Genomic DNA, 25,770 nt, shown 5'->3' on the forward strand with positions numbered 1-25,770 from the left:
GGGACGAAAAGGGGAACTGCATGTCCGAACCAGGACAGAAACTGCGCTTGGGTGCGCTCGTCGCGCTGGTGGTGGGCTCGATGATCGGTGGCGGTATCTTCTCGCTGCCGCAGAACATGGCCGCGCGGGCCGACGTCGGCGCCGTGCTGATCGGCTGGGGCATCACCGCCGTCGGCATGCTGGCGCTGGCGTTCGTGTTCCAGACCCTGGCCAACCGCAAGCCCGAGCTCGATTCGGGTGTATATGCCTATGCCAAGGCCGGGTTTGGCGAGTACATGGGCTTTTCGTCGGCCTGGGGTTACTGGATCAGCGCCTGGCTGGGCAACGTGGGCTACTTCGTGCTGCTGTTCAGCACCCTGGGCTTCTACTTTCCGGTGTTCGGGGAGGGCAACACGCCGATCGCCATCGCCTGCGCTTCGCTATTGCTGTGGGCGGTGCACTTTCTGGTACTGCGCGGCATCAAGGAGGCGGCGTTCATCAACCTGGTGACCACCGTGGCCAAGGTGGTGCCGCTGGTGATGTTCATCGTGATCGCGGCGGTGGCGTTTCGTGCCGATATCTTCACCCGCGACATCTGGGGGCTGAGCAACCCCAAGTTCGGCGGGGTGCTGGACCAGGTGCGCAACATGATGCTGGTGACCGTGTTCGTGTTCATCGGCATCGAGGGCGCCAGCGTGTATTCGGCCCGTGCCGAAAGGCGTTCGGACGTGGGCAAGGCCACGGTGATCGGCTTTCTCGGGGTGCTGGCGCTGCTGGTGCTGGTCAACGTGCTTTCGCTGGGGGTGATGACCCAGCCGGAGCTTGCCGGCTTGCAGAACCCGTCGCTGGCCTCGGTGATGGAGCATATCGTCGGGCCCTGGGGCGGGCTGCTGATCAGCCTGGGGCTGGCGGTGTCGCTGCTGGGGGCGCTGCTGTCGTGGGCGTTGCTGTGTGCCGAGATCCTGTTCGCCACCGCCCGCGACAAGACCATGCCGCGGTTTCTGACCCGCGAGAATGCCAATCATGTGCCGGTCAATGCGCTGTGGATGACCAACTGCATGATCCAGCTGTTCCTGCTGATCACGCTGTTCTCGGCGGGCACCTACACCAGCCTGATCTACCTGGCGTCGTCGATGATCCTGGTGCCGTACCTGTGGTCGGCGGCCTATGCGTTTCTGCTGGCCCTGCGCGGGGAAACCTATGAGCGCCACCCCGGGGCGCGGCGCAAGGACCTGCTGGTGGCCGGGGTGGCGCTGGTGTATGCGATCTGGCTGCTTTACGCCGGGGGGCTGAAGTACCTGCTGCTGTCGGCGCTGTTGTACGCGCCGGGGGTGATCCTGTTCTACCGCGCCAAGCACGAGCAGGGGCAGCCGCTGTTCACCGGGTGGGAGAAGCTGATTTTCGCGGCGGTGCTGGTGGGGGCGGGGGTGGCGGCGTATGCGTTGTATGCGGGGTGGTTGACGCTTTAGAGCGGTGTCGAGGTGTTCGCCGGCAAGGCCGGCTCCTACAGGTTGGTGCGACCTTCTGTAGGAGCCGGCCTTGCCGGCGAAGAGCCTCTGGCGGTCACCAGCGAGGCTCGGCCGACCCCAGCTCGCAAGCCCCCCGCGCCCATACCAGCGGCGCGCCTTGCACCTGCAACGGCGCCTGCAGGCGCCTGGCCGGCCCCCACGGCGTCTGCTCCACGGCCGGGGCCAGGTCTGCCTCGGTTTCGCCGGCCAACGGCAAGTCCTCGATCACCGTGCCCTGGTCCACCAGCAGCTTGGCCGTGCGCGCCAGCGACAGACGCGCCGAGCCGCCACAGCCGCTGCGCAGCCGCTCATCCAGTGCACGGATCGCGGCAGCCGCCATCAGGTAGCCGGTGGCATGGTCCAGGGCCTGCACCGGCAACGGCACCGGCCGCTCGCCCTGACGCCAGCGCATGCCCTCGCGAGCGATCCCGCTGCTCATCTGCACCAGGCTGTCGAAGCCGCGACGATGCTGCCACGGGCCGCTCCAGCCATAGGCATTGAGGCTGACATCGATCAGCCCGGGGTTGAGCCTGCGCCGTTGTTCGGCGCCATAGCCGAGGCGCTCCAGCGCGTCGGCGCGGTAGCCGTGCAGGAGGATATCGGCACCTGCCAGCAGGCCTTCGAACACCGCGCGGTCCTCTGCAGCATGCAGGTCCAGGCGCGCGCAGCGCTTGCCCAAGGTCACCTCGGCCACCACCGAGGGCTCCTCCCAGCCCGGCGGATCGATGCGCAACACGTCGGCACCGAACCCCGCCAGCAGGCGGCTGGCAACGGGCCCGGCAAGAATGCGCGTCAGGTCCAGCACGCGTACGTCCTTGAGCGGCTGCGCCGCGGTGCCGGTCCAGCCCTTGAGTTCGCCAGCCGGCCCAACCTTGCGATCGATCAGCGGCTCGGCATTGACCGCCATGCCCTGCGGGTGCGCCGACCATTGCTGCCAGCTGCGCATCTGCGCGGCACATCCGCCCGCAGCCACCACGGCAGTTTCCAGCGCCTCTGCCTCCCACCCGGCAACCCGCCGGGCCATCTGATCGCGGTCGTGTACCGCTCCCAGCACCCGTTCGGCAGCGGCGCGGTGATGCGCGGCGTTGGTGTGCAGCCGGATCCAGCCATCGCGGGTCGGGTAATCGCCTGCCACGGCGTCCCACAGCGGCGGCAGGCTCCAGCCCTGGGGGCGAATGCTGGTGGCGAACCACAGGGAACTCAGACGTCGGTCCACCTGCACCCCGGGGCGCGTGCCGGTCTGGCCGGCGAGCAGGTCGGCAATGGCCAGGCCCGTGGCGGCAATGCTGGCACTGGCCAGTTCGGTGACTTCGAAGGTCGATGGCAGGGCTCCTGCAGTGTGCAGGTGCAGGTGCTCAAGCGCATCCTGGGCAAGCCCCAGGGCGCTGACGATGCTGTTGAGAACATGACTCATGGTTGGCCCTCCCGTTGGTGGGCCATTGCAGACCATCAGGGCTGATTGGTCAAATGCGGGGCGGCAGGCACGCGCTCGGGGCGCGACCAGATCCACAGGTTGCCCAGGGCCATGCCGCCGATGGCGAGCCCTACCGGCCAGCGCAGGCCGATGAACACCAGCATCAGGCCGGCGCACAGCAGCATGCTGAGCGTGGCGCTGACCTTGGCCCGGCGCTGAATCACCTTGCCGTTGCGCCAGTTGTGCAGGATCGGCCCGAACAACCGGTGGTTTTCCAACCAGGCGCTCAGGCGCGGCGAGCTGCGCGTGGCAGCCCAGGCCGCGAGCAGGATGAACTCGGTGGTCGGCAGGCCGGGGATCACGATGGCCACCAGGCCGATGCCCAGGCTTACATAGGCAAGCAGGCCGAACAGCACGCGGGACAGCTTGGAGGTGGATGGGCGGGTCATGGGGTCCATTGACTGCACAGGTGAGGGCCGGCTGCCAGCGCGGCTGGCCGGCCCGGCACGCATCAGGCCAGCTCGGCCTTGGGCGCGGTGGCGTAGGCGTGTTTGAGCAACTCGGTAAAACGTTCGAACGCAGCCACGGCGCCTTGTTCAGCGGCCGCTTCTTCTTCGGCGCTGAGCTCCAGACCGTCGAGGATGCGGGTGAACTGCTTCCAGCCCTCGGCGCGACCACCGGCCGGCTCGCCCAGGTGACGGGCACCGAAGCTGTCCGACAGGCCCAGGCCGACGGCGCGCTTGATCAGGAACGCGGCGCCGAGTTTGGAGCCTTCGGAGACGAATATCCAGCCCATGGCGGCGCCCAGGCTCGGCTTGTGCACGGCGCCGGGGAAGGCGGCCGGTACTGCGGTGTCGAGGTCGGCGAGGTCGAGGCGGGCCTGTTCGGCGCGGCAGCGCTCGGCCAGGTCGGGCACGATGGCGATCAGTTGCGGGTCGTTGTACAGCGCCTGGAGTTCGGACTGGAACAGGTACTGGGCGACCACGAAACGGGCGAAGCTTTCGCGGGTGTCGAAGGGGGCATGGGACTTGACCAGCGCATCGAGCTCGCTGTGCGGCGCATGGGTGAGCTGGTTGAGGCGCTGCGAGCGCAGGGCAGGGCGTTCGGCGGTTGCGGTCATGGGGCATCCTTGGGAAATGGTGAGCGGGTGACTAGACGTTAGTAACTAGACGAATGAGGGGCGTGGAAATAGTAAAAAAGGTTGCGCGCCATTCGCCGGCAGGCCAGCTCCCTGTGGGAGCCGGCCTTGCCGGCGTAGCGTCTAGATATCCCACACCAGGTTGATGGCGAAGTTGCGCCCCGGCATGGTCAGGCGGTCCATGTTGGCCGGCTGGGTCACCGATGCCTCGCCGACACCGTCGTAGGCACGAACGTCATCCCACTGCCAGTATTTCTTGTCGGCCAGGTTGTAGATGCCTGCGTTGATCGTCACGTCGTTGCTCACCTTGTAGAAGCCGCTCAGGTCCAGAACGCCGTAGCCGGGGGTACGGAAGTGGCTGCTGGCACCATCGGGCGCCTTGAACTGGTTGTCGTCGACACGGGTCTTGCGCTTGACCAGTGTCCAGCTCAGCAGGCCGCCGTAACTTTCCTGCTCGTAGCCCAGGCCAACCACGCCGGTCAGCGGGTTGATGCTGTTGAGCGGCTCGCCGGTGTCGTTGTTGCGCCCGTAGGTGTAGGCCACCGAGCCCTGGGTGTACAGGCCCTGCGGTGCACCGAAGTGGTCCAGGTTCAGGCGGCCCTTGAATTCGGCGCCCTTGATGGTGGCGTGCTTGATGTTCTCGGCACGGAAGTCCATCGCGTCCTTGCCGTTGACCAGGGCGTCTTCGTTGATGAAGTCGCGGTACTTGTTGTAGAACACCGCGACGGCGAAGTTGCCCGCGTCGAAGTTGCCGCGCAGGCCGGTCTCGTAGCCCTTGCTCTTCTCCGGCTCCAGGTCGGGGTTGGGCTCGACCACGTAGTTGCCGGCCAGGTTCTCGAAGCGCCCGTACAGTGCCTTGGCCGTCGGGGTGCGGAAGCCCTCGGCGTACTGGCCGTACCAGGTGTAGTTGTCGTTGAAGGCATAGGTCACGCCGAACTTGGGCGACACGCGGTGCCAGTTCTTCTGCTTGTCGTTGACGGTGGTGGTCGGCCCGGTAGGCAGGGTGGCCAGGAACTCGTCGGTCAGGTGCGGCTTGAGCTGGGTGTAGTCATAGCGCGCACCCGGCAGGAAGGTCCAGTCGTTCCAGCGGATCTCGTCCTGCGCGAACAGGCTGTAGGTATTGATGGTTGGGTCCGGGAAGTCGCTGACCTTGACCTGGGCGTCGCGCGGGCTGGCATCGCCGATGGCGCCGCAAGTGCCCCCGGCATTCAGGCAGGTGGCGGTGCCGCTGCGCGACCCGGTGACCTTCTGCTGCTTGAGTGTGGTGCCGTAGGTCAGCAGGTGCTCGGTGCTGCCCAGGGTGAAGGCCTTGTCGAACTGGGCGTCGAGTATCCATTGGCGGTCCTGGTAGAGCGTCTTGCGATCGCGCGCCACTTCGCGCCCACCGGCCACATACAGCTCGTCAGTGCGCTGATCGGTCTTGCCGACCTGATAGTTCAGGCTCCACTTCATGTTGTCGGCCAGCAGGCTGTCCAGGGCAAGCTCATGGTTGAGGCCGAAACGCTCGCGGCTGACGGTGTCGTTGCCGCTGCGTGCGCGATAGGAATTCATCGCGGGAAAACCTGGAATGAACGGCCCGCCAACGGCGCTCAGTTGGTTGGTATCGCGATCATCCTTGTAGCGCTCGTAGGTCAGGCCCAGCCGCGCGTCGTCGGCGTAGTTCCAGCCCAGCTTGGCCAGCACGTTTGTGGTGCGCGCATCCTGCGGGTTGGCCTCGGTGCGCGCCAGGCCATCGCCGCTGTGGCTGCCGTAGGACTCGGTCTCGTGGCCGTTGCGCTGGCTCAGGTGCAGCAGGCCGTCGAAGTCGCCCTCGCGCCCGGCCACGGTGGCCGAGGTCAGCCAGCTCTCGTCGGCCGAGCTGTAGCCGGCCTTGAGGCGTGCGCCCACGTCCTTGCCCGGCTTGATGATGTCGTCCGGGTCGAGGGTGAAGTAGCTGACCGCGCCGCCGATGGCGTTGCTGCCGTACAGCACCGAGGCCGGGCCGCGCAGGATCTCCACGCGCTTGACGATCTCGGGGTCGACGTAGTTGCGCTGGGTCTGGGCGTAGGGGCCGTAGAAGTAGCTGTCGGGGATCGACACGCCATCGATCTGGGTCAGTACGCGCTCGCCATCGATGCCGCGGATGTTGTAGCCGTTGAGGCCGCTGCGCTGGCCGACGCCGCTGACCGAGACGCCTGGCTCGTAGCGCACCAGGTCCTTGATGGTGTTGACGTTGCTGCGGTCCAGCTGCTCGCGGGTCTGCACGCTCACCGTGCTTGGCACCTGGTTCACGTCCTGCGCGGTACGGGTGGCGCTGACGGTCACCTGCTGCAGGGTGATGGCGTTGGAGGCGGCGCGCTCGATCACCACATTGCCGGCACTGAGCTTGCGGTAGTTCAGCTGGGTGCCGGCGAGCATCTGGCGCAGGGCCTGCTCGGGCGGCATCGAGCCGCGCACGCCTGGCGAGGCGACACCTTCGGCCAGCTCGGCGGACAACCCCACCTGCCAGCCGGTGACGGCGGTAAACGCGTTGAGCGCCGACACCAGCGGCTGCTGGGCAATGGCGAAGCGGTAGTCACCCATGCGCGGGTTGGCTGCCTGGGCGGGCTCGGCGGCCAGCGCCGGCAGGCTGCAGACGCCGCCGGCCAGCATGGCCAGGGTCAGCAGCGACAGCGTGCAACGTTGCAGGCCCGCTGTGCGGGTGGAGACGGTAGACCGGCGAGTGAAACCTCTGGACATCGAAAGCGCTCCCTGTCGCGCGAATGTTATAGGTGCGGCCGATTCAAAAATAAGAATCAGTTGCATTGGCTATAACGAGACGTGTGACCACGGGGCATCGCGTAAAAAAAGATTCCGATTCAGTTCAGAATCACCAGCGCCGGGTACTCCTGCAGGCGTGCGGAGGTGATGTGGGCCAGCGAGCGCACCGCTTCGAGGGGTTGGTCGAGGCGGTAGTTGCCGGTGACGGCGACGTTCTGCAGGCGCTCGCTGGTGTTGATGATCCAGCCCGGGTAGTAGCGCCCCAACTCGGCCAGCACCTGGCTCAGGGGGCAGTTCTCGAACACCAGCCGGCCCTCGATCCAGGCCAGGTCCTTTTGCCCGTCCAGGCGCTCGCGCTGGCTGAAACCGTTGGGGCCGAGGCTGATGCTGTCGCCGGCCGACAGGCGGATGCGCTGGTCGCTGTTGCCCAGCAGGTCGACGTCGCCGCGCTGCACCCGCACCTGTGCCTGGCCGTCGAGGTAGCGCACGGCGAAATCGGTGTCGCGCACGCTGGCGCGCAACGGCCCGGCGCGCAGCTCGAAGGGCTGCTGCCCGCCGGGGACCTGGAAGTAAGCTTCGCCCTGGTACAGCCGGGCGATGCGCTGGCGGTCGTTGATGTTGCTGGAGAACGCCGAATTGGTATTGAGCAGTACCTTGGAGCCGTCCTGCAGTTCCAGGCGCTGGCGCTCGCCGACCACGGTCAGGTGATCGGCCTGCAGGCGCATGGGCAGGTTGCCGACCGTGAACACACCCACCAGCAGCACCGCGGCGGTGGCCAGCGGCTTCCAGTGCGGGCGCAGGCGGGCCAGGCGTGAGGGGCGCTGACGTTGCTGCAGCTGCAGCGCGGCGGCGCGCACGCTGTCGCCGTGCCACAGGGCTTCGGCCTGCACGTAGGCCGGGGCATTGGCCGGGTCGGCCTCGAGCCAGGCCTCGAAGGCCCGGGTGTCTTCGGGCGTGGCGCATTGCAGGCGTATCAGCCAGTCCAGCGCCTGGTCCATGGCGCTGTCGCAGGCAGCCGGGTCTGGCGGCGCAGGGCGGTCAGGGGCACTGTCGGTCACGGAGGGTCCTTGGCATGCTTGTGTATCAGGTAATGATCAAGTGTATCGGCATGTGAGGCAAGCAGGCTCAATCGCGATTGAGACGATCGGCTACGCCTACACAGATGGCCATGATCAGTTTCAGTTCCTTCTGAACCGTGCTGGCGGACACCTTCAGTTGTTCGGCGATTTCCAGATAGCTGGCGCCGTGCAATCGGCTGAGGATGAAGATGCGCTGCTGGCGGGCGCTGAGCTCGCCCAGCGAGGTGCTCAGGCGGCGCAGCAACTGCTCCGCGTGGGTGGCGTCCTCGGCGCTGCCGTGGCTGGCGGCCACGTTGTGCAGCACCGCCTCGGGCACATCGTCGAGCAGGGTGCGGGCTTGCACGCGGCGGGCGCGCAGGTGGTCCAGGGCGAGGTTGCGGGCGGTCTGGAACACGAAGGGTTCGAGGTGCTCGATGGGGCGTTCGCCCAGGGCGCGGGTGACGCGCAGGTAGGTTTCCTGAAGCAGGTCTTCGGCGGTGCTGGGGTTGTCGACCATGCGCTGCAGGGTGCGTAGCAGGGTGACCCGCTGGGCGAGGAAGACGGCGTTGAAGTGGGACTGACTCACAGCGATACCTGACCGGGATTTCAGCGAATGATAATGCTTATCATCAATGCTGTTGGTCAAGGGGGAAAAGCAGCGGCAAGCTTTCAGCGCCAGGCGGCAGGAGGAAAAGCAGGCTTACCCCCCGGCTTGCCTGCCGCCTGAAGCTTGCGGCTTGAGACTATCGCGCCTCCCATAGCGCCAGGCAGTTGTCCAGCATGCGGTTGGAAAAGCCCCATTCGTTGTCGTACCAGGCCATCACCTTGAGCATCTTGCCGGCCACCTTGGTGTGATTGGCGTCGAAGATCGACGAAAGCGGGTTGTGGTTGAAGTCGCACGACACCAGCGGCAGGGTGTTGTAACCGAGGATCTTCGAGTGCTGGCTGGCCTCTTTCATCAGCGCATTGACCTCTTCCACGCTGGCCTCGCGTGTCACGTTCAGGGTCAGGTCCACCAGCGAAACGTTGATCACCGGCACCCGCACCGCCATGCCGGTCAGCTTGCCGGCCAGTTCCGGCAACACCAGGCCCACGGCCTCGGCTGCGCCGGTCTTGCTCGGGATCATCGACTGGGTGGCCGCCCGTGCCCGGTACGGGTCGCTGTGGTACACGTCGGTCAGGCTCTGGTCGTTGGTGTAGGCATGGATGGTGGTCATCAGGCCCTGTTCGATGCCCAGTTCGCGGTGCAGTACCTGCGCCACCGGCGCCAGGCAGTTGGTGGTGCACGAAGCACTGGAGATGATCTGGTGCGAGGGGCGCAGGATGTCGTGGTTGACCCCGTACACCACCGTTGCGTCCACGCCCTTGCCAGGGGCCGAGATGATGACTTTGCGTGCCCCGGCAGTAAGATGGGCCGCGGCCCGGGTGTGCTCGGTGAACAGGCCCGTGCATTCGAACACCACGTCCACACCCAGCGCCTGCCACGGCAGCTCGGCAGGGTTGCGAATCGCGCTGACGGCAATTCGGTCGCCGTTGACCGTGATGCTCTCGCCATCGCTGTGAACCTGTGCATCGAATGCCCCGTGCACGCTGTCGTACTTGAGCAGGTGCGCATTGATCGAGCTGTCGCCCAGGTCGTTGATGGCGACGACCTGCAGGTCCTGACGGTAGCCTTGGGTATACAGTGCGCGAAGAATGTTGCGGCCGATGCGGCCAAAACCATTGATTGCGATACGTAATGTCATGGAGCTACCTCTGGCAGACTGTCTGAGCCCCGGAAAGAGCCTGAATCTGATTTTGTTGTTGGAATTACAAGATTATTCGTAAAAAAATAGAAAACAAGCCTTTTTGCTGGCAGTATTTTGTTCAATCTACAACGAGTGACCGGCCAAGCCGTTACCCACCGACATTCGCGCCCCTGCCTTGAGCCTAGGTCGCAATCGTTTGTAAGGGAAACCGCCGCAGAGGTTGCTGCCCCTTAGCCTGGAGTCCAGTACATGCATCCGCGCATTCTTGAGGTCACCGAACGGCTGATCGCCCGTAGCCGTCCTACCCGCGAGCGCTACCTTCAGTTGATTCGCGGGGCGGCCAGCGACGGCCCGATGCGCGCCAAGCTGCAATGCGCCAACTTCGCCCATGGCGTGGCCGGCTGCGGCAGCGACGACAAGCACAGCCTGCGCATGATGAACGCGGCCAACGTCGCCATCGTCTCGGCCTACAACGACATGCTCTCGGCGCACCAGCCCTACGAGCACTTCCCCCAGCAGATCAAGCAGGCGCTGCGCGAAATCGGCTCGGTGGGCCAGTTTGCCGGCGGGGTGCCGGCCATGTGCGACGGTGTCACCCAGGGTGAGCCGGGTATGGAGCTGGGCATCGCCAGCCGTGAAGTGATCGCCATGTCCACCGCGATTGCGCTGTCGCACAACATGTTCGACGCGGCGCTGCTGCTGGGTATCTGCGACAAGATCGTGCCGGGCCTGTTGATGGGGGCGCTGCGCTTTGGCCATCTGCCCCAGCTGTTCGTGCCGGGCGGGCCGATGCCCTCGGGTATCTCCAACAAGGAAAAGGCCGACGTGCGCCAGCGCTACGCCGAGGGCAAGGCCAGTCGCGAAGAGCTGCTGGAGTCGGAAATGAAGTCCTACCACAGCCCCGGTACCTGCACCTTCTACGGCACGGCCAATACCAACCAGTTGCTGATGGAAGTGATGGGCCTGCACCTGCCCGGTGCCTCGTTCGTCAACCCGTACACGCCGCTGCGCGATGCGCTCACCGTAGAGGCCGCGCAGCAGGTCACGCGCCTGACCAGGGCCAGTGGCAACTTCATGCCGCTGGGCGAGATCGTCGACGAGAAGTCGCTGGTCAACTCCATCGTCGCGCTGCACGCCACCGGCGGCTCCACCAACCATACTCTGCACATGCCGGCGATTGCCCAGGCGGCCGGCATCCAGCTGACCTGGCAGGACATGGCCGACCTGTCCGAGGTGGTGCCAACGCTGTCGCACGTGTACCCCAACGGCAAGGCCGACATCAACCACTTCCAGGCGGCGGGCGGCATGGCCTTCCTGATCCGCGAGCTGCTCGATGCCGGGTTGCTGCACGAGGACGTGAACACCGTGGCTGGCCCCGGCCTGCGCCGTTATACCCAGGAGCCGTTCCTGGACAACGGCAGGCTGGTGTGGCGCGAAGGCCCCGAGGCCAGCCTTGACGAAAGCATCCTGCGTCCGGTGGCCAAACCGTTCTCCGCCGAGGGCGGCCTGCGGGTGATGCAAGGCAACCTTGGCCGTGGGGTGATGAAGGTGTCTGCGGTGGCGGCCGAGCACCAGGTGGTCGAAGCCCCGGCGCGGGTGTTCCACGATCAGCAGGAACTGGCCGATGCGTTCAAGGCCGGCGAGCTGGAGCGCGATTTCGTCGCCGTGGTGCGCTTCCAGGGCCCGCGCTGCAACGGCATGCCCGAACTGCACAAGATGACCCCGTTCCTGGGTGTGCTGCAGGACCGCGGCTTCAAGGTCGCGTTGGTGACCGACGGGCGCATGTCGGGAGCTTCGGGCAAGATTCCGGCGGCCATTCATGTGTGCCCGGAAGCGTTCGATGGCGGCCCGCTGGCGCGGGTGCGCGATGGCGACATCGTGCGCGTGGACGGCGTGGCCGGCACCTTGCAGGTGCGCGTCGAGCCGGCCGAACTGGCCGCTCGCGAACTGCCGGCAGCGCCGCTGGGCAATGACCTGGGCTGCGGGCGCGAGCTGTTCGGCTTCCTGCGCGTGGCGCTGAGCTCGGCCGAGCAGGGCGCCAGCGCCTTCACCTCGGCCCTGGAGAACTTCAAATGAAGGTCGCACTGGTCGGTGACATAGGCGGCACCAATGCCCGCTTCGCGTTGTGGCGCGACAACGCGCTGCACGCGGTGCAGGTGTTCCCCACGGCTGACTACACCAGCCCCGAGCAGGCCATCGGCGTGTACCTGGCCGCGCAGGGCCTGGTCAAGGGCGAGGTGGCGGCGGTGTGCCTGGCGGTGGCCGGGCCGGTCAGCGGCGATGAGTTTCGTTTCACCAACAGCCATTGGCGTCTGAGCCGCAAGGCATTCTGCGCCAACCTGCAGGTCGAGCACCTGCTGCTGATCAACGACTTCACCGCCATGGCACTGGGCATGACCCGCCTGCAGCCGGATGAAGTGCGCAATGTGTGCGCCGGCACGCCGGACACCACCCGTCCGGCGGTGGTGATCGGGCCGGGTACCGGCCTGGGTGTAGGGACCTTGCTTGGCCTGGGCGAGCAGCGCTGGCTGGCGCTGCCGGGTGAGGGCGGGCATGTCGACCTGCCGGTGGGCAGTGCGCGCGAGGCGGCGATTCGCCAGACGATCGCGCAGGACACCGGCCACGTCAGCGCCGAAACCGTGCTCAGCGGCGGCGGGCTGCTGCGCCTGTACCACGCCATCTGTGCATTGGACGGGCATGCCCCCACGCTGGGCACGCCGGCCCAGATCACCGACGCGGCGTTGCACGACGACCCGGTGGCGCTGGAGGTGATCGAGCAGTTCTGCCGCTTTCTGGGGCGGGTGGCCGGCAACAATGTGCTGACCCTGGGCGGGCGTGGCGGGGTGTTCATCGTGGGCGGAGTGATTCCGCGCTTTGCCGAGCTGTTCCTGCGCAGCGGCTTTGCCGCGAGTTTTGCCGACAAGGGCTGCATGAGCGCCTACCTTGAAGGGGTGCCGGTGTGGCTGGTGACGGCGGAGTATTCCGGGTTGGAAGGGGCGGGAGTGGCGTTGCAGCAGGCACTGGCCCAGCACGCCTGAGTTGGAGTGACTGGCCGGGCCCTGTCGCGGGTCAAGCCCGCTCCCACCAGGTTCGATGCCGTACCTGTGGGAGCGGGCTTGACCCGCGATGGGGCCGCCAAGGAATGCACTGACAAGGACAACAACCGTGACCAAGTCGATTCTGCTGGTCGATGACGACCAGGACATCCGTGAACTGCTGCAGGCCTACCTGAGCAAATGCGGCTTCCAGGTGCAGGCCCAGGCCGATGGCCAGGGTTTTCGCCAGGCCCTGGACACACACGGCGCCGACCTGGTGATCCTCGATGTGATGCTGCCCGACGAAGACGGTTTCAGCCTGTGCCGCTGGGTGCGACAGCACCCGCGTCAGGCGCGGGTGCCGATCATCATGCTCACCGCCAGTTCCGACGAAACCGATCGCGTCATCGGCCTGGAACTGGGCGCCGACGATTACCTGGGCAAACCCTTCAGCCCCCGCGAGCTGCAAGCCCGCATCAAGGCCCTGCTGCGCCGCGCCGGCTTCATGCATGAACGCCCCGGCGGTGACGTGCTGACCTTCGACGAGTGGCGCCTGGATACGGTCAGCCACCGCCTGTTCCACCGCGACGGCGAAGAGGTGATCCTGTCTGGCGCCGATTTCGCCCTGCTCAAGCTGTTCCTCGACCACCCGCAACAGATCCTCGACCGCGACACCATCGGCAATGCCACCCGTGGTCGCGAGCCGATGCCGCTGGACCGTATCGTCGACATGGCGGTCAGCCGCCTGCGCCAGCGTCTGCGCGATACCGAAAAACCTCCGCGACTGATCCGCACCGTGCGCGGCAGCGGCTACCTGCTGGCGGCCAGTGTTGCGCCCGCGCACTGAGCGGCGCTGGCGCCTGCCGCTGCCACGCTCACTGCTGGGGCGCATGCTGCTGCTGACCCTGCTGGTGGTGACGGCGGCCCAGGGGTTGTCCAGCGTGATCTGGGTGTCGCAGTTGCGCGCCAGCCAGCTCGAAGGGCTGCTGGCCAGCGCGCGCAGCCTGGCGCATTCGATGACCGCCAGTGTCAGTTACTTCCGTTCGCTGCCGCTGGCCTACCGGCCGCTGGTGCTGGACCAGCTGCGCAGCATGGGGGGCACGCGCTTCGTGGTGTCGCTCAATGACCGGCCGCTGGACATGCAGGTGCTGCCGGTGACCCCGCGCAAGCAGGCGGTGATCGAGGCGTTCGAGCAGGTACTGCACGAGCGCCTGGGCGAGCAGATGGAAATCTCGGTGGAGTTCGTCGGCCCCGAGCAACTGCGTCTGTTCAACAGCGGGCTCAAGCTCGATGAACTGCCGCGCTCCTGGGCGCACTACTCGCTGACCCTGGAGCCGGTCAACCCGCCGGTGCTGGTGACCCAGATCCGCCTGGGCGAGGGCGAATGGCTGTACATCGCCTCGCTGCTGCCCGAGCCCTACACCAGCCTCGAGGCCGAGGGCCTGCCGCGCCAGCAGGTGGGGTTCATCGCACTGACCAGTTTCTTTCTGCTGCTGTTCATCGGCCTGCTGGTGCATTGGCAGACCCGTCCGCTCAAGCGCCTGGCACGCGCGGCGCGGGAGCTGTCGCTGGGCGCCGACGCGCCGCCGGAGGTGGAGGGCGGCGGCAGCGAAGTGGTGGAGGTGGGGCGCGCCTTCAATGCCATGCGCGAACGCATCAGCCGCTACCTGACCGAGCGCAGCCAACTGTTCAGCGCGATCTCCCACGACCTGCGCACGCCGATCACGCGCCTGCGCCTGCGCGTCGAGCTGCTGGAGGATGAACAGCTGCAACACAAGTTCGGCCGTGACCTGGACGAGCTGGAGCTGCTGGTCAAGGGCGCCCTGCAGTGCGTGAAGGACACCGACATCCACGAGAACATCGAACCCATCGACCTCAACCAGGTGCTCGACTGCCTGGTGGAGCCCTACCTGGCCAGTGCGCGCGTCACCGTGCAGGGCAGGGCGCTGGCGGCGTATCCGGGCAAGCCGCTGGCGCTCAAGCGCTGCATCGGCAACCTGATCGACAACGCGCTCAAGTACGGCGAGCGTGCGCACCTGCGCATCATCGACAGTGCCACCGGCTTCGTGCTGCAGGTGGACGACGAGGGCCCCGGCGTGCCGGAGCAGCGCCAGGAACAGGTGTTCGAGCCACATGTGCGCCTGGCCGGCCAGCAGCAGGGCTACGGGCTGGGGCTGGGCATCGCGCGCAACATCGCCCACAGCCACGGGGGCGAGGTGAGCCTGCGCAACCTGCGCGAAGGCGGCCTGCGGGTCACCCTGAGCCTGCCGCGCAGTGCGGGCCAGCGGGTGAATGTCACAGGTCGGTGACATTCGCGCATCCCTTCGTTACTTCTGCCGCCCCAGTGGGTGGCTAGACTTCGATTCACGCGCAAGCAGCATGACTTGCACCGGCATAACAACAAGAAAGGTTTCCCTTGATGAATGCGATCAATCGCCTCGCCGCCGTTGTTTCCCTTGCTTCCCTGTTGCCATTGAGCGCCCTGGCTGCCGAGCCCGGCACGGTCGAGGTGACCCACTGGTGGACGTCCGGTGGCGAGAAGGCGGCCGTGGACACGCTGCGCAAGCAGATCGAACAGGACGGCTTTGTGTGGAAGGACAACGCTGTGGCCGGGGGCGGCGGCGCGGCCGCCATGACCGTGCTCAAGAGCCGCGCGGTGGCCGGCAACCCGCCAGCCGCTGCCCAGGTCAAGGGCCCGGACATCCAGGACTGGGGCGCGCTGGGCCTGCTGACCAACCTGGACGATGTGGCCAAGGCCAACGACTGGGACGCGCTGCTGCCCAGAAAGGTTGCCGACATCATGAAGTACGACGGTCATTACGTGGCCGTGCCGGTGAACATCCACCGGGTCAACTGGCTGTGGATCAACCCGCAGGTGTTCGCCAAGGCCGGGGCCAAGGTGCCGACCACCCTGGACGAACTGTTCGCCGCCGCCGACAAGCTCAAGGCTGCCGGCTTCGTGCCCCTGGCCCACGGCGGCCAGCCGTGGCAGGACAGTACCGTGTTCGAGGACGTGGTGCTGAGCATTCTCGGGCCCAAGGGCTATCACGCAGCCTTTGTCGAACTGGATGAAAAGACCCTGACCGGTGCGCAGATGATCGAGGCGTTCAGCACCTTGCAGCGCCTGGGTACCTACATGGACCCCAACCGTGCCGGGCGTGACTGGAACGTTGCGGCCGCCGAGGTCATCAACGGCAAGGCCGGCATGCAGATCATGGGCGACTGGGCCAAGAGCGAATGGACCGCTGCGGGCAAGATCGCCGGCAAGGACTACGAGTGCGTAGCGTTCCCCGGTACCCAGGGCAGCTTTGCCTACAACATCGACTCGCTGGTGATGTTCAGGCTCAAGGACGAGAACGACATCAAGGCCCAGAACGACCTGGCCAAGGTGGCGCTGGAGCCGGCGTTCCAGACCGTGTTCAACCAGAACAAGGGGTCGCTGCCGGTACGCCAGGACATGGACATGGGCCCGTTCGATGCCTGCACGCAAAAGTCCGCCGCGGACTTCAAGGCGGCCGAGCAGGGCGATGGCCTGCAACCGAGCATGGCGCACAACATGGCCACCAGCCTGGCGGTGCAGGGCGCCATCTTCGATGTGGTGACCAACTTCCTCAACGACCCGAAGGCCGACCCGGCCAAGGCGGTCAAGCAGCTGGATTCGGCGATCAAGTCGGCTAAATGATCCGCTGAATCTACCGGGCCTCATCGCGGGTCAAGCCCGCTCCCACAGGTACTGCGATGACTTTGTGGGAGCGGGCTTGACCCGCGATGCGGCGCAACGCGCCGCCTTTCCAACCGAGAACCTTCCGATGAGCACTATCGCCGTCCTCAACAAGGCCTCACCCCTCGATGCATTGCAACGCTGGCTGCCCCGACTGGTACTGGCGCCGAGCATGCTGATCGTGCTGGTGGGCTTCTACGGCTACATCCTGTGGACCTTCGTCCTGTCATTCACCAATTCAAGCTTCATGCCCAGCTACAAGTGGGTGGGCCTGGCCCAGTACGCCCGCCTGATGGACAACGACCGCTGGTGGGTCGCCAGCAAGAACCTGCTGCTGTTCGGCGGCATGTTCATCGGCATCAGCCTGGTGGTCGGCGTGCTGCTGGCGGTGCTGCTCGACCAGCGTATCCGCCGCGAAGGCTTTATCCGCACCGTCTACCTGTACCCCATGGCGCTGTCGATGATCGTCACCGGCACCGCCTGGAAATGGCTGCTCAACCCCGGTCTTGGCCTGGACAAGATGCTGCGCGACTGGGGCTGGGAAGGCTTTCGCCTGGACTGGCTGGTCGACCCCGATCGCGTGGTGTACTGCCTGGTGATTGCTGCCGTGTGGCAGGCCTCGGGGTTCGTCATGGCGCTGTTTCTGGCCGGGCTGCGCGGGGTCGACCCGTCGATCATCCGCGCCGCCCAGGTCGATGGCGCGAGCCTGCCGACCATCTACCTGCGCATCGTGCTGCCCAGCCTGCGCCCGGTGTTCTTCAGTGCATTGATGATCCTGGCGCACATCGCGATCAAGAGCTTCGACCTGGTGGCGGCAATGACCGCCGGTGGCCCGGGCTACGCTTCGGACCTGCCGGCGATGTTCATGTATTCGTTCACCTTCAGCCGCGGCCAGATGGGCATGGGCTCGGCCAGCGCGATCCTGATGCTGGGTGCGATCCTGGCGATCCTGGTGCCGTACCTGTATTCGGAACTCAGGAGCAAGCGCCATGAGTAGTTCACTTGCTGCTCGTCGACCGAGCCTGAGCCGCCTGGCGGTCTACGCCACCCTGATCGCGGCCTGCCTGGTGTACCTGGTGCCGCTGATCGTGATGCTGCTGACCAGCTTCAAGAGCCCCGACGACATCCGCACCGGCAACCTGCTGAGCTGGCCCGAGGTGATCACCGGCATCGGCTGGGTCAAGGCCTGGGACGCGGTGGGCGGTTATTTCTGGAACTCGGTGAAGATCACCGTGCCGGCGGTGCTGATCTCCACCCTGGTGGGAGCGCTCAACGGCTACGTGCTGTCGATGTGGCGCTTTCGCGGCTCGCAGCTGTTCTTCGGGCTGCTGCTGTTCGGCTGCTTCCTGCCGTTCCAGACGGTGCTGCTGCCGGCCTCGTTCACCCTCGGCAAGCTGGGCCTGGCCAGTACCACCACCGGCCTGGTGCTGGTGCACATCGTGTACGGCCTGGCCTTCACCACGCTGTTTTTCCGCAACTACTACACCAGCGTGCCCCAGGCCCTGGTGCAGGCGGCGCGGCTGGATGGCGCGGGGTTCTTCACCATCTTCGGGCGCATCCTGCTGCCCATGTCGATCCCGATCATCATGGTGTGCCTGATCTGGCAGTTCACCCAGATCTGGAACGATTTTCTGTTCGGCGTGGTGTTCGCCAGTGGCGACGCGCAACCGATCACCGTGGCCCTCAACAACCTGGTCAACACCAGCACCGGGGCCAAGGAATACAACGTCGACATGGCGGCGGCGATGATCGCCGGGTTACCGACCCTGTTGGTCTATGTGCTGGCTGGCAAGTATTTCCTGCGTGGGCTCACCGCCGGCGCGGTCAAGGGGTAGAACATGGCAACGCTTGAATTGCGCAACGTCAACAAGACCTACGGCAGCGGCCTGCCGGACACGCTGAAGAACATCGAACTGAAGATCGGCTCGGGCGAGTTCCTGATCCTGGTGGGCCCCTCGGGCTGCGGCAAATCCACCCTCATGAACTGCATCGCGGGGCTGGAGCAGATCAGCGGCGGGGCGATTCTGGTGGACGACGCCGACATCAGTGGCATGAGCCCCAAGGATCGCGACATCGCCATGGTGTTCCAGTCGTATGCGCTGTACCCGACCATGAACGTGCGCGACAACATCGCCTTCGGCCTGAAGATTCGCAAGATGACCCCGGCGGCCATCGACGAGGAGGTGGCGCGGGTGGCCAAGCTGCTGCAGATCGAGCACCTGCTGGGGCGCAAGCCCGGCCAGCTGTCCGGTGGGCAGCAGCAGCGCGTGGCCATGGGCCGGGCGCTGGCACGCCGGCCCAGGATCTACCTGTTCGACGAGCCGCTGTCCAACCTCGACGCCAAGCTGCGGGTGGAGATGCGCACCGAGATCAAGCTGATGCACCAGCGCCTGAAGACCACCACGGTGTACGTGACCCACGACCAGATCGAGGCCATGACCCTGGGCGACAAGGTGGCGGTGATGAAGGATGGGCTGATCCAGCAGTTCGGCACCCCGCAGCAGATCTACAACGACCCGGCCAACCTGTTCGTGGCGAGTTTCATCGGCTCGCCGCCGATGAACTTCATACCCTTGCGCCTGCAACGCCAGGAGGGTCGCCTGCTGGCCCTGCTCGACAGCGGCCAGGGGCGCTGCGAACTGCCGCTGGGCATCGGCGAGGCGGGGCTGGAGGCGCGCGAGGTGATCCTGGGCATCCGCCCGGAGCAGATCAGCCTGGCGGCGGTCGAAGGCAATGGCCTGCCGAGCATTCGCGCCCAGGTGCAGGTCACCGAGCCGACCGGGCCGGACACCCTGGTGTTCGTGACCCTCAACCAGACCAAGGTGTGCTGCCGACTGGCACCGGAGTTCGCGCCGCAGGTCGGCGAAAGCCTGAGCTTGCAGTTCGATCCTGCGCGGGTGCTGCTGTTCGATGCAGAAACGGGCGAACGGCTGGGGCGCGGGCGTGCACCGCTCGATACGGTCGGCACCGACAACATTGCCCAATTCAGGGGCCGCTGAATTCGTTGTAAAGCATGGACACCATCGAAAACAATAAGACGAGGACACAGGGGATGGATCATTTCAAACGTGTTTTGCCGCGGGGCTGCATGACCCTGCTGGCGGCCTTCGGGGTCAGTTGCGGGGCGCACGCTGCCGGCGCCTTCGACCCGGAGTCGAAGTGGATGAGTGGCGACTGGGGCGGCACACGCACCGAGTTGCTGGACAAGGGCTACGATTTTTCGCTGGATTACGTGGGCGAGGTTGCCGGCAACCTGAAGGGTGGCTACAACAACGACAAGACGGCGCGCTACAGCGACCAGTTCGCCCTGGGTGTGAAGATGGACCTGGAGAAGATCCTGGGTTGGCACGACGCCGAGTTCAAGCTGGCGATCACCGAGCGCAGCGGGCGCAACCTGTCCAACGACCGCATCAGCGACCCTCGGGCCGGGCAGTTCAGCTCGGTGCAGGAGGTGTGGGGCCGCGGGCAGACCTGGCGCCTGACCCAGATGTGGGTCAAGCAGACCTACCTCGACGGCAAGCTCGACCTCAAGGCGGGGCGCTTCGGCCCGGGCGAGGAGTTCAACAGCTTCCCCTGCGATTTCCAGAACCTGGCCTTCTGCGGCTCGCAGGTGGGCAACTGGGTGGGCAGCATCTGGTACAACTGGCCGGTCAGCCAGTGGGCGTTGCGCGCCAAGTACAACCTCACGCCGGAGTTCTTCGCCCAGGTCGGGGTGTTCGAGCAGAACCCTTCGAACCTTGAGACGGGCAATGGCTTCAAGCTCAGCGGCAGCGGCACCAAGGGCATGATCCTGCCGGTGGAGCTGGTGTGGGCCCCCAGGGTCAACGGCCTGCCCGGCGAGTACCGCCTGGGTTACTACTACAGCACTGCCAAGGCCGATGACATCTACGAGGACGTCAATGGCCAACCCCAGGGCCTGACTGGCGCAGACCCCAAGTCGCATTCGAGCAAGCATGGCTGGTGGGTGGTGGCGCAGCAGCAGGTTACTGCGCACAACGGCGATGCCAATCGCGGCCTGAGCCTGTTCGCCAACTTTACCGTGCACGACAAGGCCACCAACGTGGTCGACAACTACCAGCAGGTGGGCATGGTGTACAAGGGCGCCTTCGATTCGCGGCCCAAGGACGACATCGGCTTCGGCGTGGCGCGCATTCATGTCAACGATGACGTGAAGAAGCGTGCGCAGCAGCTCAATGGGGTCAGCGGTATCGATGACTACAACGACATGGGCTTCGTGCCGATCCAGCGTACCGAGTACAACGCCGAGCTGTACTACGGCGTGCACGTGACCAACTGGCTGACCGTGCGCCCCAACCTTCAGTACATCCGTCACCCGGGCGGGGTGAGCGAGGTGGACAACGCGGTCGTCGCCGGGCTGAAGATTCAGTCGTCGTTCTGAGGGGATATGTTGTAAATTTACGCCAATTCGGCGTTTTGCCGGCAAGGTCGACTTCTGTAGGAGCCGGCGTTGCCGGCGAACAGGCCCCCCTAACAACAAGAGTCCCGAAACATGTCCGAGCACCCGCTTCAACGCTTCTTCACCTCGCAGCGGCCGCGACCGACCTTCGAGTGGGAGCGTTACCAGCAGCGCGACGTGCTGATCATCGATCACCCACAGTGCCAGGCGGTGTTCAGTCGCCAGGGCGCGCAACTGCTGCACTTCCAGCCCCGTGGCGAACGCCCGTGGCTGTGGTGCGCGGCGCAGTGGCCGCAGGTCGGCGCCATTCGTGGCGGTGTGCCGGTGTGCTGGCCCTGGTACGGCCGTCACCCCAGTGAAGACATGTGGCCGGCCCACGGCTGGGCGCGCCTGCTCGACTGGAAACTGATCGACAGCAGCGAAAGCGACGAGGGTGTGACCCTCACGTGGCGCCTGCAACTGTGCGACTGGCAGGTCGACCTGGTGGCCAACCTGGGCCAGCGCATGCAGTTGCAACTGAGCACCGAGCACCAGGACAGCCTGCCATGCCAGTTGAGTCATGCTCTGCTGGCCTACTGGCGTATTAGTGACGTTTCCGAGATAGCGCTATCTGGGCTCGAGAATGCGAGGGGGTACGATCATCTGAGGCGTCAGGCATGCCAGCAGAAGGGCGCCTTGAAAGTGCAGGGCGGCTGTCAGCGGGTGTTCCAGAATGCTGCGACCCTGCAGGTCAACGACCCGGCCTGGCAGCGTCAGCTGTGCATCGATACCGGCGACAGCGACGACACCGTGGTGTGGCATCCAGGCAGCCGGCCGCTGATGGGCGTGAGCGGCAGCGAGACCCAGGGCTTCATCTGCGTCGAGGCCGCCAGTGGCAGCAGCGACAGCCTCAGCCTAGCGCCGGGGGAGCGGGCGCACCTGCAGTTGCAGGCGCATTCGCTCAATTGAGTTCGTCGTCGATCGGGTAGCGGCTGGCGTTGAGGCTTTCCTTGATCTTGCGCAGGTGCGGCTGGAAGTCCACGCCACGGCGCAGGGTCATGCCGGTGGCCAGCACGTCGAGCACGGTCAGCTGGATAATGCGCGAGGTCATCGGCATGTAGATGTCGGTGTCTTCAGGCAGCGGGATGTTCAGGCTCAGGCTGCTGGCCTTGGCCAGTGGCGAGTCGGCAGCGGTGAGGCCGAGCACCGAAGCGCCGTTTTCCCGCGCCAGGCGCGCCACTTCGACCAGTTCGCGGGTGCGCCCGGTGTAGGAGATGATCACGAACAGCTCGCCGGTATGGGCCACCGAGGCCAGCATGCGCTGCATCAGCACGTCGGCATGCGCCGACACGGCGAGGTTGAAGCGGAAGAACTTGTGCTGTGCGTCCAGTGCCACCGGGGCCGAGGCGCCCAGGCCGAAGAAGTGGATCTGACGCGCCTGGATCAGCATGTCGACGGCGCGGCTGACCAGTTGCGGGTCGAGCTGCTGGCAGGCACTGTCGAGCGAGGCGATGGCGCTGCCGAAGATCTTCTGGGTATAGGATGCAGGGTCGTCGTCGGCTTCTACCGCACGGCTGACATAGGCGGCGCCGCTGGCCAGGCTCTGCGCCAGTTGCAGCTTGAGCTCGGGGTAGCCGCTGACGCCGAACGAACGGCAGAAGCGGTTGACGGTGGGTTCGCTGACCTTGGCTGCCTGGGCCAGCGCCGCGATGCTGAAGCGGGTGGCTTGCTGCGGGTTGGCCAGGATGACTTCGGCGACTTTGCGCTCAGCCTTGTTCAGCTCGTCGAGGCGGCCCTGGATCTGCTCCAGGAGGTTTCGCACGCGGTCCATGGGGGTATGTCCTTGGGTCGGGGAGGCCGCCGGCTGCCACGGGCAGACGGCTTTTTACGCGGTGGCCTATCGTACTGATGGCACGGTTGGCGCACCACTTGATTCTGTATACACGGCAATATGTTGTTAGTTTTACTACATTAGCCCTTGAAAACTGCGATTGAAACCGGTATTTCTACGTCAACTTGATAAAAGAACCAACATCATGGCTTCGATCACCGTTGAACCCTGCACCTTTGCCCTGTTCGGCGCCCTGGGCGACCTGGCGTTGCGCAAGCTGTTCCCGGCGCTGTACCAGCTCGATCGCGCGGGCCTGCTGAATGAGCAGACCCGCGTGCTGGCACTGGCCCGCGAAGCCGGCAGCCCGCAGGAGCACCTGGCGACGATCGAGGCGCACCTGCACAAGCACGTGGGCAGCGATATCGAAGCCCTGGCCCTGCAGCGCTTCATGGCGCGCCTGAGCTACCTGCATGTGGATTTTCTTCAGGCTCAGGACTACCCGGCGCTGCTCGAACAGGTACAACCCGACGCGCCACTGATCGCCTATTTCGCCACCGCCGCGGCGGTGTACGGCGGCATCTGCGAGAACCTCGACAAGGTCGGCCTGAGCGAGCGCACCCGCGTGGTGCTGGAAAAGCCCATCGGCCATGACCTGGAGTCGTCGCGCAGGGTCAATGACGCGGTGGCGCAGTACTTCCCCGAAAACCGCGTGTATCGCATCGACCATTACCTGGGCAAGGAGACGGTGCAGAACCTCATTGCCCTGCGCTTTGCCAACAGCCTGTTCGAAACCCAGTGGAACCAGAACTCCATCTCCCACGTGGAAATCACCGTGGCCGAGAAGGTCGGCATCGAGGGCCGCTGGGGCTACTTCGACAAGGCCGGGCAACTGCGCGACATGATCCAGAACCACCTGCTGCAGTTGCTGTGCCTGATCGCCATGGACCCGCCCAGCGACCTCTCGGCCGACAGCATTCGCGACGAGAAGGTCAAGGTGCTCAAGGCACTGGCACCGATCAGCGGCGAGGGCCTGAGCACCCAGGTGGTGCGTGGCCAGTACATAGCGGGCTACAGCGAGGGGCGGGCTGTGCCCGGCTACCTCGAGGAAGACAACTCCAATACCCAGAGCGACACCGAAACCTTCGTCGCGCTGCGGGCCGATATCCGCAACTGGCGCTGGGCCGGGGTGCCGTTCTACCTGCGCACCGGCAAGCGCATGCCGCAGAAACTGTCGCAGATCGTCATCCATTTCAAGGAGCCGCAGCACTACATCTTCGCGGCGGAACAACGTTTGCAGATCGGCAACAAGCTGATCATCCGCCTGCAGCCGGACGAAGGCATTTCGTTGCGGGTAATGACCAAGGAGCAGGGCCTGGACAAGGGCATGCAACTGCGCAGCGGCCCGTTGCAGCTGAATTTTTCCGATACCTGGCACAGCGCACGCATTCCGGATGCCTACGAGCGCCTGCTGCTGGAAGTGATGCGCGGCAACCAGAACCTGTTTGTACGCAAGGATGAAATCGAATATGCGTGGAAATGGTGCGACCAGTTGATCGCCGGCTGGAAACACGCCGGTGATGCGCCCAAGCCGTATGCGGCGGGCACCTGGGGGCCGATGAGCTCGATAGCACTGATTACCCGCGATGGGAGGGCATGGTATGGCGATATCTGAACTGCAACTGCCGGCGAGCGTGACGGCACATGAGTTTGCCGATGCGGCGCGCCTGGCCGAGGGCCTGGCTGTGGATGTGGCGCAGCGGTTGCGCACGGCGATGGACGAAAACGGCCAGGCCACCCTGGTGGTGTCGGGCGGGCGCAGCCCGGTGGCGTTCTTCCAGCGCCTGGCCAGGCAGCCGCTGGACTGGTCCAGGGTGGTGGTCAGCCTGGCGGACGAGCGCTGGGTGCCGGTGGAACATGCCGACAGCAATGCCGGCCTGGTGGCGCAGCACCTGTTGCAGGGCGAGGCCGCCAAGGCGCGGTTCGTCGGCCTGTACCGTCCCGCCGCGAGCCTCGAAGCCGCTGCCGAGCAGGCGGACCAGGCGCTTGCCCAGCTGCCGCCGATCGATGTGCTGGTGCTGGGCATGGGCGATGACGGTCACACCGCCTCGCTGTTTCCGGGCAGCCCCAACCTGGCCGAGGGCCTGCAGGCCCAGAGCCAGCGCCGGGTACTGCCGATGCTGGCGCCGAGCGTGCCGCATCAGCGCCTGACCCTGACCCGGCGTGTGCTGGCCGGTGCAGGTGCGACACTGTTGTCGGTGCAAGGGCCGGGCAAACTCGCTACCCTGCGCGCCGCGCTGGGCGGTGACGACCCGGCGCAGATGCCGATTCGCGCCTTTCTTCAAGACCCCCTGGAAATCTACTGGTGCCCATGAACCAAGGACACGCCGTTATGACAACCCTTGAACCTTCACAGCCGGGCATTTCCATGGCCGACAAGATTGCCCTGATCGACCGCATCTGCGGCCAGGCGCGCATTCTGCCGGTGATCACCATCGCCCGCGAGCAGGACATCCTGCCGCTGGCCGATGCGCTGGCGGCCGGGGGGCTGAAGACGCTCGAGGTGACGCTGCGTTCCGAACACGGCCTGACCGCCATCCGCCTGCTGCGCGAACAGCGCCCGGAGCTGTGCGTCGGAGCCGGTACGGTGCTCGACCGCAGCATGCTGGCGGCGGTGGAACAGGCCGGTGCGCAGTTCGTGGTCACGCCGGGGTGCACCCAGGACATCCTGGAGGCGGGGGTCGAGAGCCCGTTGCCACTGTTGCCGGGCATCAGCAGCGCCTCGGAGATCATGATGGGCTACGCGCTGGGCTATCGGCGCTTCAAGCTGTTCCCGGCCGAGATCAGCGGCGGGGCGGCGGCGATCAAGGCATTCGGCGGGCCGTTCGGCGAGGTGCGTTTCTGCCCCACCGGCGGGGTCAACCCGGGCAACGTCAAGCAGTACATGGCCCTGGCCAATGTGATGTGCGTGGGCGGAACCTGGATGCTCGACAGCAGCTGGATCAAGAACGGCGAGTGGGCACGCGTGCAGGCGTGCAGTGCCCAGGCGCTGGCGTTGCTGGACTAGAGAATTCGTTGTGTGCTGTACGGCTTTGAGGTGCGCTTGGTCGGCGCACCTTTTTTTTTGCCGGCGCCATTGACCGGCAAGGCCGCTGCCCATCCAGGAAGCACGTCCCGCTGCCGAGCCTGTCGCGGCCTCCCTAGTA

Annotated in this window: 22 protein-coding genes; 14 read left to right on the forward strand and 8 right to left on the reverse strand. The window is 65.7% G+C overall.

Features of this window, described 5'->3' with window-relative positions; genetic code table 11:
* Positions 1–20 precede the first annotated feature (20 nt).
* The gene (gene arcD / locus NJH59_RS13260; RefSeq protein ID WP_054915087.1) at positions 21–1,448 is read left to right on the forward strand and encodes an arginine-ornithine antiporter; all 1,428 of its coding nucleotides are present in this window, start codon (positions 21–23) and stop codon (positions 1,446–1,448) included.
* A gap of 94 nt (positions 1,449–1,542) precedes the next feature.
* Here the strand turns inward: arcD and NJH59_RS13265 are convergent, their stop codons facing one another.
* The 7 genes from NJH59_RS13265 to gap form a co-directional block, all read right to left on the reverse strand.
* Positions 1,543–2,901, reverse strand: coding sequence for a CoA transferase (locus NJH59_RS13265; RefSeq protein ID WP_104571860.1), 1,359 nt, complete (start codon positions 2,899–2,901; stop codon positions 1,543–1,545).
* A gap of 35 nt (positions 2,902–2,936) precedes the next feature.
* Complete coding sequence (locus NJH59_RS13270) at positions 2,937–3,350, reverse strand: YbaN family protein (protein WP_043860378.1); 414 nt, start codon at positions 3,348–3,350, stop codon at positions 2,937–2,939.
* A 62-nt stretch (positions 3,351–3,412) separates the two neighbouring features.
* Positions 3,413–4,021: a biliverdin-producing heme oxygenase gene (locus NJH59_RS13275; RefSeq protein ID WP_104571859.1), complete on the reverse strand. Its 609-nt coding sequence runs from the start codon at positions 4,019–4,021 to the stop codon at positions 3,413–3,415.
* 141 nt (positions 4,022–4,162) lie between these two features.
* The gene (locus tag NJH59_RS13280; protein ID WP_054915085.1) at positions 4,163–6,757 is read right to left on the reverse strand and encodes a TonB-dependent receptor; all 2,595 of its coding nucleotides are present in this window, start codon (positions 6,755–6,757) and stop codon (positions 4,163–4,165) included.
* Between the two features lie 119 nt (positions 6,758–6,876).
* Positions 6,877–7,836: a FecR domain-containing protein gene (locus NJH59_RS13285; protein ID WP_054915084.1), complete on the reverse strand. Its 960-nt coding sequence runs from the start codon at positions 7,834–7,836 to the stop codon at positions 6,877–6,879.
* 67 nt (positions 7,837–7,903) lie between these two features.
* Positions 7,904–8,422: a sigma-70 family RNA polymerase sigma factor gene (locus NJH59_RS13290; protein ID WP_043860382.1), complete on the reverse strand. Its 519-nt coding sequence runs from the start codon at positions 8,420–8,422 to the stop codon at positions 7,904–7,906.
* A gap of 157 nt (positions 8,423–8,579) precedes the next feature.
* Complete coding sequence (gap, locus tag NJH59_RS13295) at positions 8,580–9,581, reverse strand: type I glyceraldehyde-3-phosphate dehydrogenase (protein ID WP_253086869.1); 1,002 nt, start codon at positions 9,579–9,581, stop codon at positions 8,580–8,582.
* A gap of 252 nt (positions 9,582–9,833) precedes the next feature.
* Between gap and edd the strand changes: the two genes are divergently transcribed.
* From edd to NJH59_RS13345, 10 genes are all read left to right on the forward strand, one after another.
* Positions 9,834–11,660: a phosphogluconate dehydratase gene (gene edd, locus NJH59_RS13300; RefSeq protein ID WP_058541439.1), complete on the forward strand. Its 1,827-nt coding sequence runs from the start codon at positions 9,834–9,836 to the stop codon at positions 11,658–11,660.
* Positions 11,657–12,622 (forward strand): glucokinase, encoded by a 966-nt coding sequence (locus tag NJH59_RS13305; protein WP_253086870.1) that lies wholly within the window; start codon positions 11,657–11,659, stop codon positions 12,620–12,622. The genes edd and NJH59_RS13305 overlap by 4 nt, the downstream gene beginning before the upstream one ends.
* Positions 12,623–12,710: 88 nt before the next feature.
* Positions 12,711–13,466 (forward strand): response regulator transcription factor, encoded by a 756-nt coding sequence (locus NJH59_RS13310; protein ID WP_054915080.1) that lies wholly within the window; start codon positions 12,711–12,713, stop codon positions 13,464–13,466.
* 43 nt (positions 13,467–13,509) lie between these two features.
* Positions 13,510–14,928 carry an ATP-binding protein gene (locus tag NJH59_RS13315; RefSeq protein WP_078479989.1) on the forward strand — a complete coding sequence of 473 codons (1,419 nt, stop codon included), beginning with the start codon at positions 13,510–13,512 and terminating at the stop codon, positions 14,926–14,928.
* A gap of 110 nt (positions 14,929–15,038) precedes the next feature.
* The gene (locus NJH59_RS13320) at positions 15,039–16,301 is read left to right on the forward strand and encodes an ABC transporter substrate-binding protein (RefSeq protein WP_054915078.1); all 1,263 of its coding nucleotides are present in this window, start codon (positions 15,039–15,041) and stop codon (positions 16,299–16,301) included.
* A gap of 127 nt (positions 16,302–16,428) precedes the next feature.
* On the forward strand, positions 16,429–17,337 hold the full coding sequence (locus NJH59_RS13325) for a carbohydrate ABC transporter permease (protein ID WP_043860389.1): 909 nt from the start codon (positions 16,429–16,431) through the stop codon (positions 17,335–17,337).
* Positions 17,330–18,175, forward strand: coding sequence for a carbohydrate ABC transporter permease (locus NJH59_RS13330; protein ID WP_043860390.1), 846 nt, complete (start codon positions 17,330–17,332; stop codon positions 18,173–18,175). Before NJH59_RS13325 ends, NJH59_RS13330 begins: the two co-directional genes overlap by 8 nt.
* A gap of 3 nt (positions 18,176–18,178) precedes the next feature.
* Positions 18,179–19,339 (forward strand): ABC transporter ATP-binding protein, encoded by a 1,161-nt coding sequence (locus NJH59_RS13335; RefSeq protein WP_058541443.1) that lies wholly within the window; start codon positions 18,179–18,181, stop codon positions 19,337–19,339.
* Between the two features lie 53 nt (positions 19,340–19,392).
* Complete coding sequence (locus tag NJH59_RS13340; RefSeq protein WP_253086871.1) at positions 19,393–20,739, forward strand: carbohydrate porin; 1,347 nt, start codon at positions 19,393–19,395, stop codon at positions 20,737–20,739.
* Between the two features lie 111 nt (positions 20,740–20,850).
* Complete coding sequence (locus NJH59_RS13345) at positions 20,851–21,705, forward strand: D-hexose-6-phosphate mutarotase (protein WP_043860393.1); 855 nt, start codon at positions 20,851–20,853, stop codon at positions 21,703–21,705.
* Here the strand turns inward: NJH59_RS13345 and hexR are convergent.
* Positions 21,698–22,558, reverse strand: a complete 861-nt coding sequence (gene hexR, locus NJH59_RS13350) for a DNA-binding transcriptional regulator HexR (RefSeq protein ID WP_173925072.1) — start codon at positions 22,556–22,558, stop codon at positions 21,698–21,700. The genes NJH59_RS13345 and hexR overlap by 8 nt on opposite strands.
* Before the next feature lie 214 nt (positions 22,559–22,772).
* Here hexR and zwf point away from each other — a divergent pair, with 214 nt between their 5' ends.
* Genes zwf through NJH59_RS13365 form a run of 3 tightly spaced genes read left to right on the forward strand, consistent with a single transcriptional unit; the run spans position 22,773 to position 25,631 of the window.
* The gene (zwf, locus tag NJH59_RS13355) at positions 22,773–24,239 is read left to right on the forward strand and encodes a glucose-6-phosphate dehydrogenase (protein WP_043860395.1); all 1,467 of its coding nucleotides are present in this window, start codon (positions 22,773–22,775) and stop codon (positions 24,237–24,239) included.
* The gene (pgl, locus tag NJH59_RS13360) at positions 24,226–24,939 is read left to right on the forward strand and encodes a 6-phosphogluconolactonase (protein WP_054915075.1); all 714 of its coding nucleotides are present in this window, start codon (positions 24,226–24,228) and stop codon (positions 24,937–24,939) included. The genes zwf and pgl overlap by 14 nt, the downstream gene beginning before the upstream one ends.
* A 17-nt stretch (positions 24,940–24,956) precedes the next feature.
* A complete protein-coding gene (locus NJH59_RS13365; protein ID WP_043860397.1) occupies positions 24,957–25,631 on the forward strand; it encodes a bifunctional 4-hydroxy-2-oxoglutarate aldolase/2-dehydro-3-deoxy-phosphogluconate aldolase in 675 nt (224 codons plus the stop codon).
* The last annotated feature ends 139 nt before the right edge of the window (positions 25,632–25,770 follow it).

Origin of the sequence: Pseudomonas sp. VE 267-6A, from assembly GCF_024126555.1 — a bacterium.
In the GTDB taxonomy this organism is placed as follows: Bacteria; Pseudomonadota; Gammaproteobacteria; order Pseudomonadales; family Pseudomonadaceae; genus Aquipseudomonas; species Aquipseudomonas palmensis.

Bases quoted from the DNA above. Each gene is read 5' to 3' on its own strand.
- arcD (WP_054915087.1), top strand. From the start codon at position 21: ATGTCCGAACCAGGACAGAAACTGCGCTTGGGTGCGCTCGTCGCGCTG.
- NJH59_RS13265 (WP_104571860.1), bottom strand. From the start codon at position 2,901: ATGAGTCATGTTCTCAACAGCATCGTCAGCGCCCTGGGGCTTGCCCAG.
- NJH59_RS13270 (WP_043860378.1), bottom strand. From the start codon at position 3,350: ATGACCCGCCCATCCACCTCCAAGCTGTCCCGCGTGCTGTTCGGCCTG.
- NJH59_RS13275 (WP_104571859.1), bottom strand. From the start codon at position 4,021: ATGACCGCAACCGCCGAACGCCCTGCCCTGCGCTCGCAGCGCCTCAAC.
- NJH59_RS13280 (WP_054915085.1), bottom strand. From the start codon at position 6,757: ATGTCCAGAGGTTTCACTCGCCGGTCTACCGTCTCCACCCGCACAGCG.
- gap (WP_253086869.1), bottom strand. From the start codon at position 9,581: ATGACATTACGTATCGCAATCAATGGTTTTGGCCGCATCGGCCGCAAC.
- edd (WP_058541439.1), top strand. From the start codon at position 9,834: ATGCATCCGCGCATTCTTGAGGTCACCGAACGGCTGATCGCCCGTAGC.
- NJH59_RS13305 (WP_253086870.1), top strand. From the start codon at position 11,657: ATGAAGGTCGCACTGGTCGGTGACATAGGCGGCACCAATGCCCGCTTC.
- NJH59_RS13310 (WP_054915080.1), top strand. From the start codon at position 12,711: ATGGGGCCGCCAAGGAATGCACTGACAAGGACAACAACCGTGACCAAG.
- NJH59_RS13315 (WP_078479989.1), top strand. From the start codon at position 13,510: ATGCTGCTGCTGACCCTGCTGGTGGTGACGGCGGCCCAGGGGTTGTCC.
- NJH59_RS13320 (WP_054915078.1), top strand. From the start codon at position 15,039: ATGAATGCGATCAATCGCCTCGCCGCCGTTGTTTCCCTTGCTTCCCTG.
- NJH59_RS13325 (WP_043860389.1), top strand. From the start codon at position 16,429: ATGAGCACTATCGCCGTCCTCAACAAGGCCTCACCCCTCGATGCATTG.
- NJH59_RS13330 (WP_043860390.1), top strand. From the start codon at position 17,330: ATGAGTAGTTCACTTGCTGCTCGTCGACCGAGCCTGAGCCGCCTGGCG.
- NJH59_RS13335 (WP_058541443.1), top strand. From the start codon at position 18,179: ATGGCAACGCTTGAATTGCGCAACGTCAACAAGACCTACGGCAGCGGC.
- NJH59_RS13340 (WP_253086871.1), top strand. From the start codon at position 19,393: ATGGATCATTTCAAACGTGTTTTGCCGCGGGGCTGCATGACCCTGCTG.
- NJH59_RS13345 (WP_043860393.1), top strand. From the start codon at position 20,851: ATGTCCGAGCACCCGCTTCAACGCTTCTTCACCTCGCAGCGGCCGCGA.
- zwf (WP_043860395.1), top strand. From the start codon at position 22,773: ATGGCTTCGATCACCGTTGAACCCTGCACCTTTGCCCTGTTCGGCGCC.
- pgl (WP_054915075.1), top strand. From the start codon at position 24,226: ATGGCGATATCTGAACTGCAACTGCCGGCGAGCGTGACGGCACATGAG.
- NJH59_RS13365 (WP_043860397.1), top strand. From the start codon at position 24,957: ATGACAACCCTTGAACCTTCACAGCCGGGCATTTCCATGGCCGACAAG.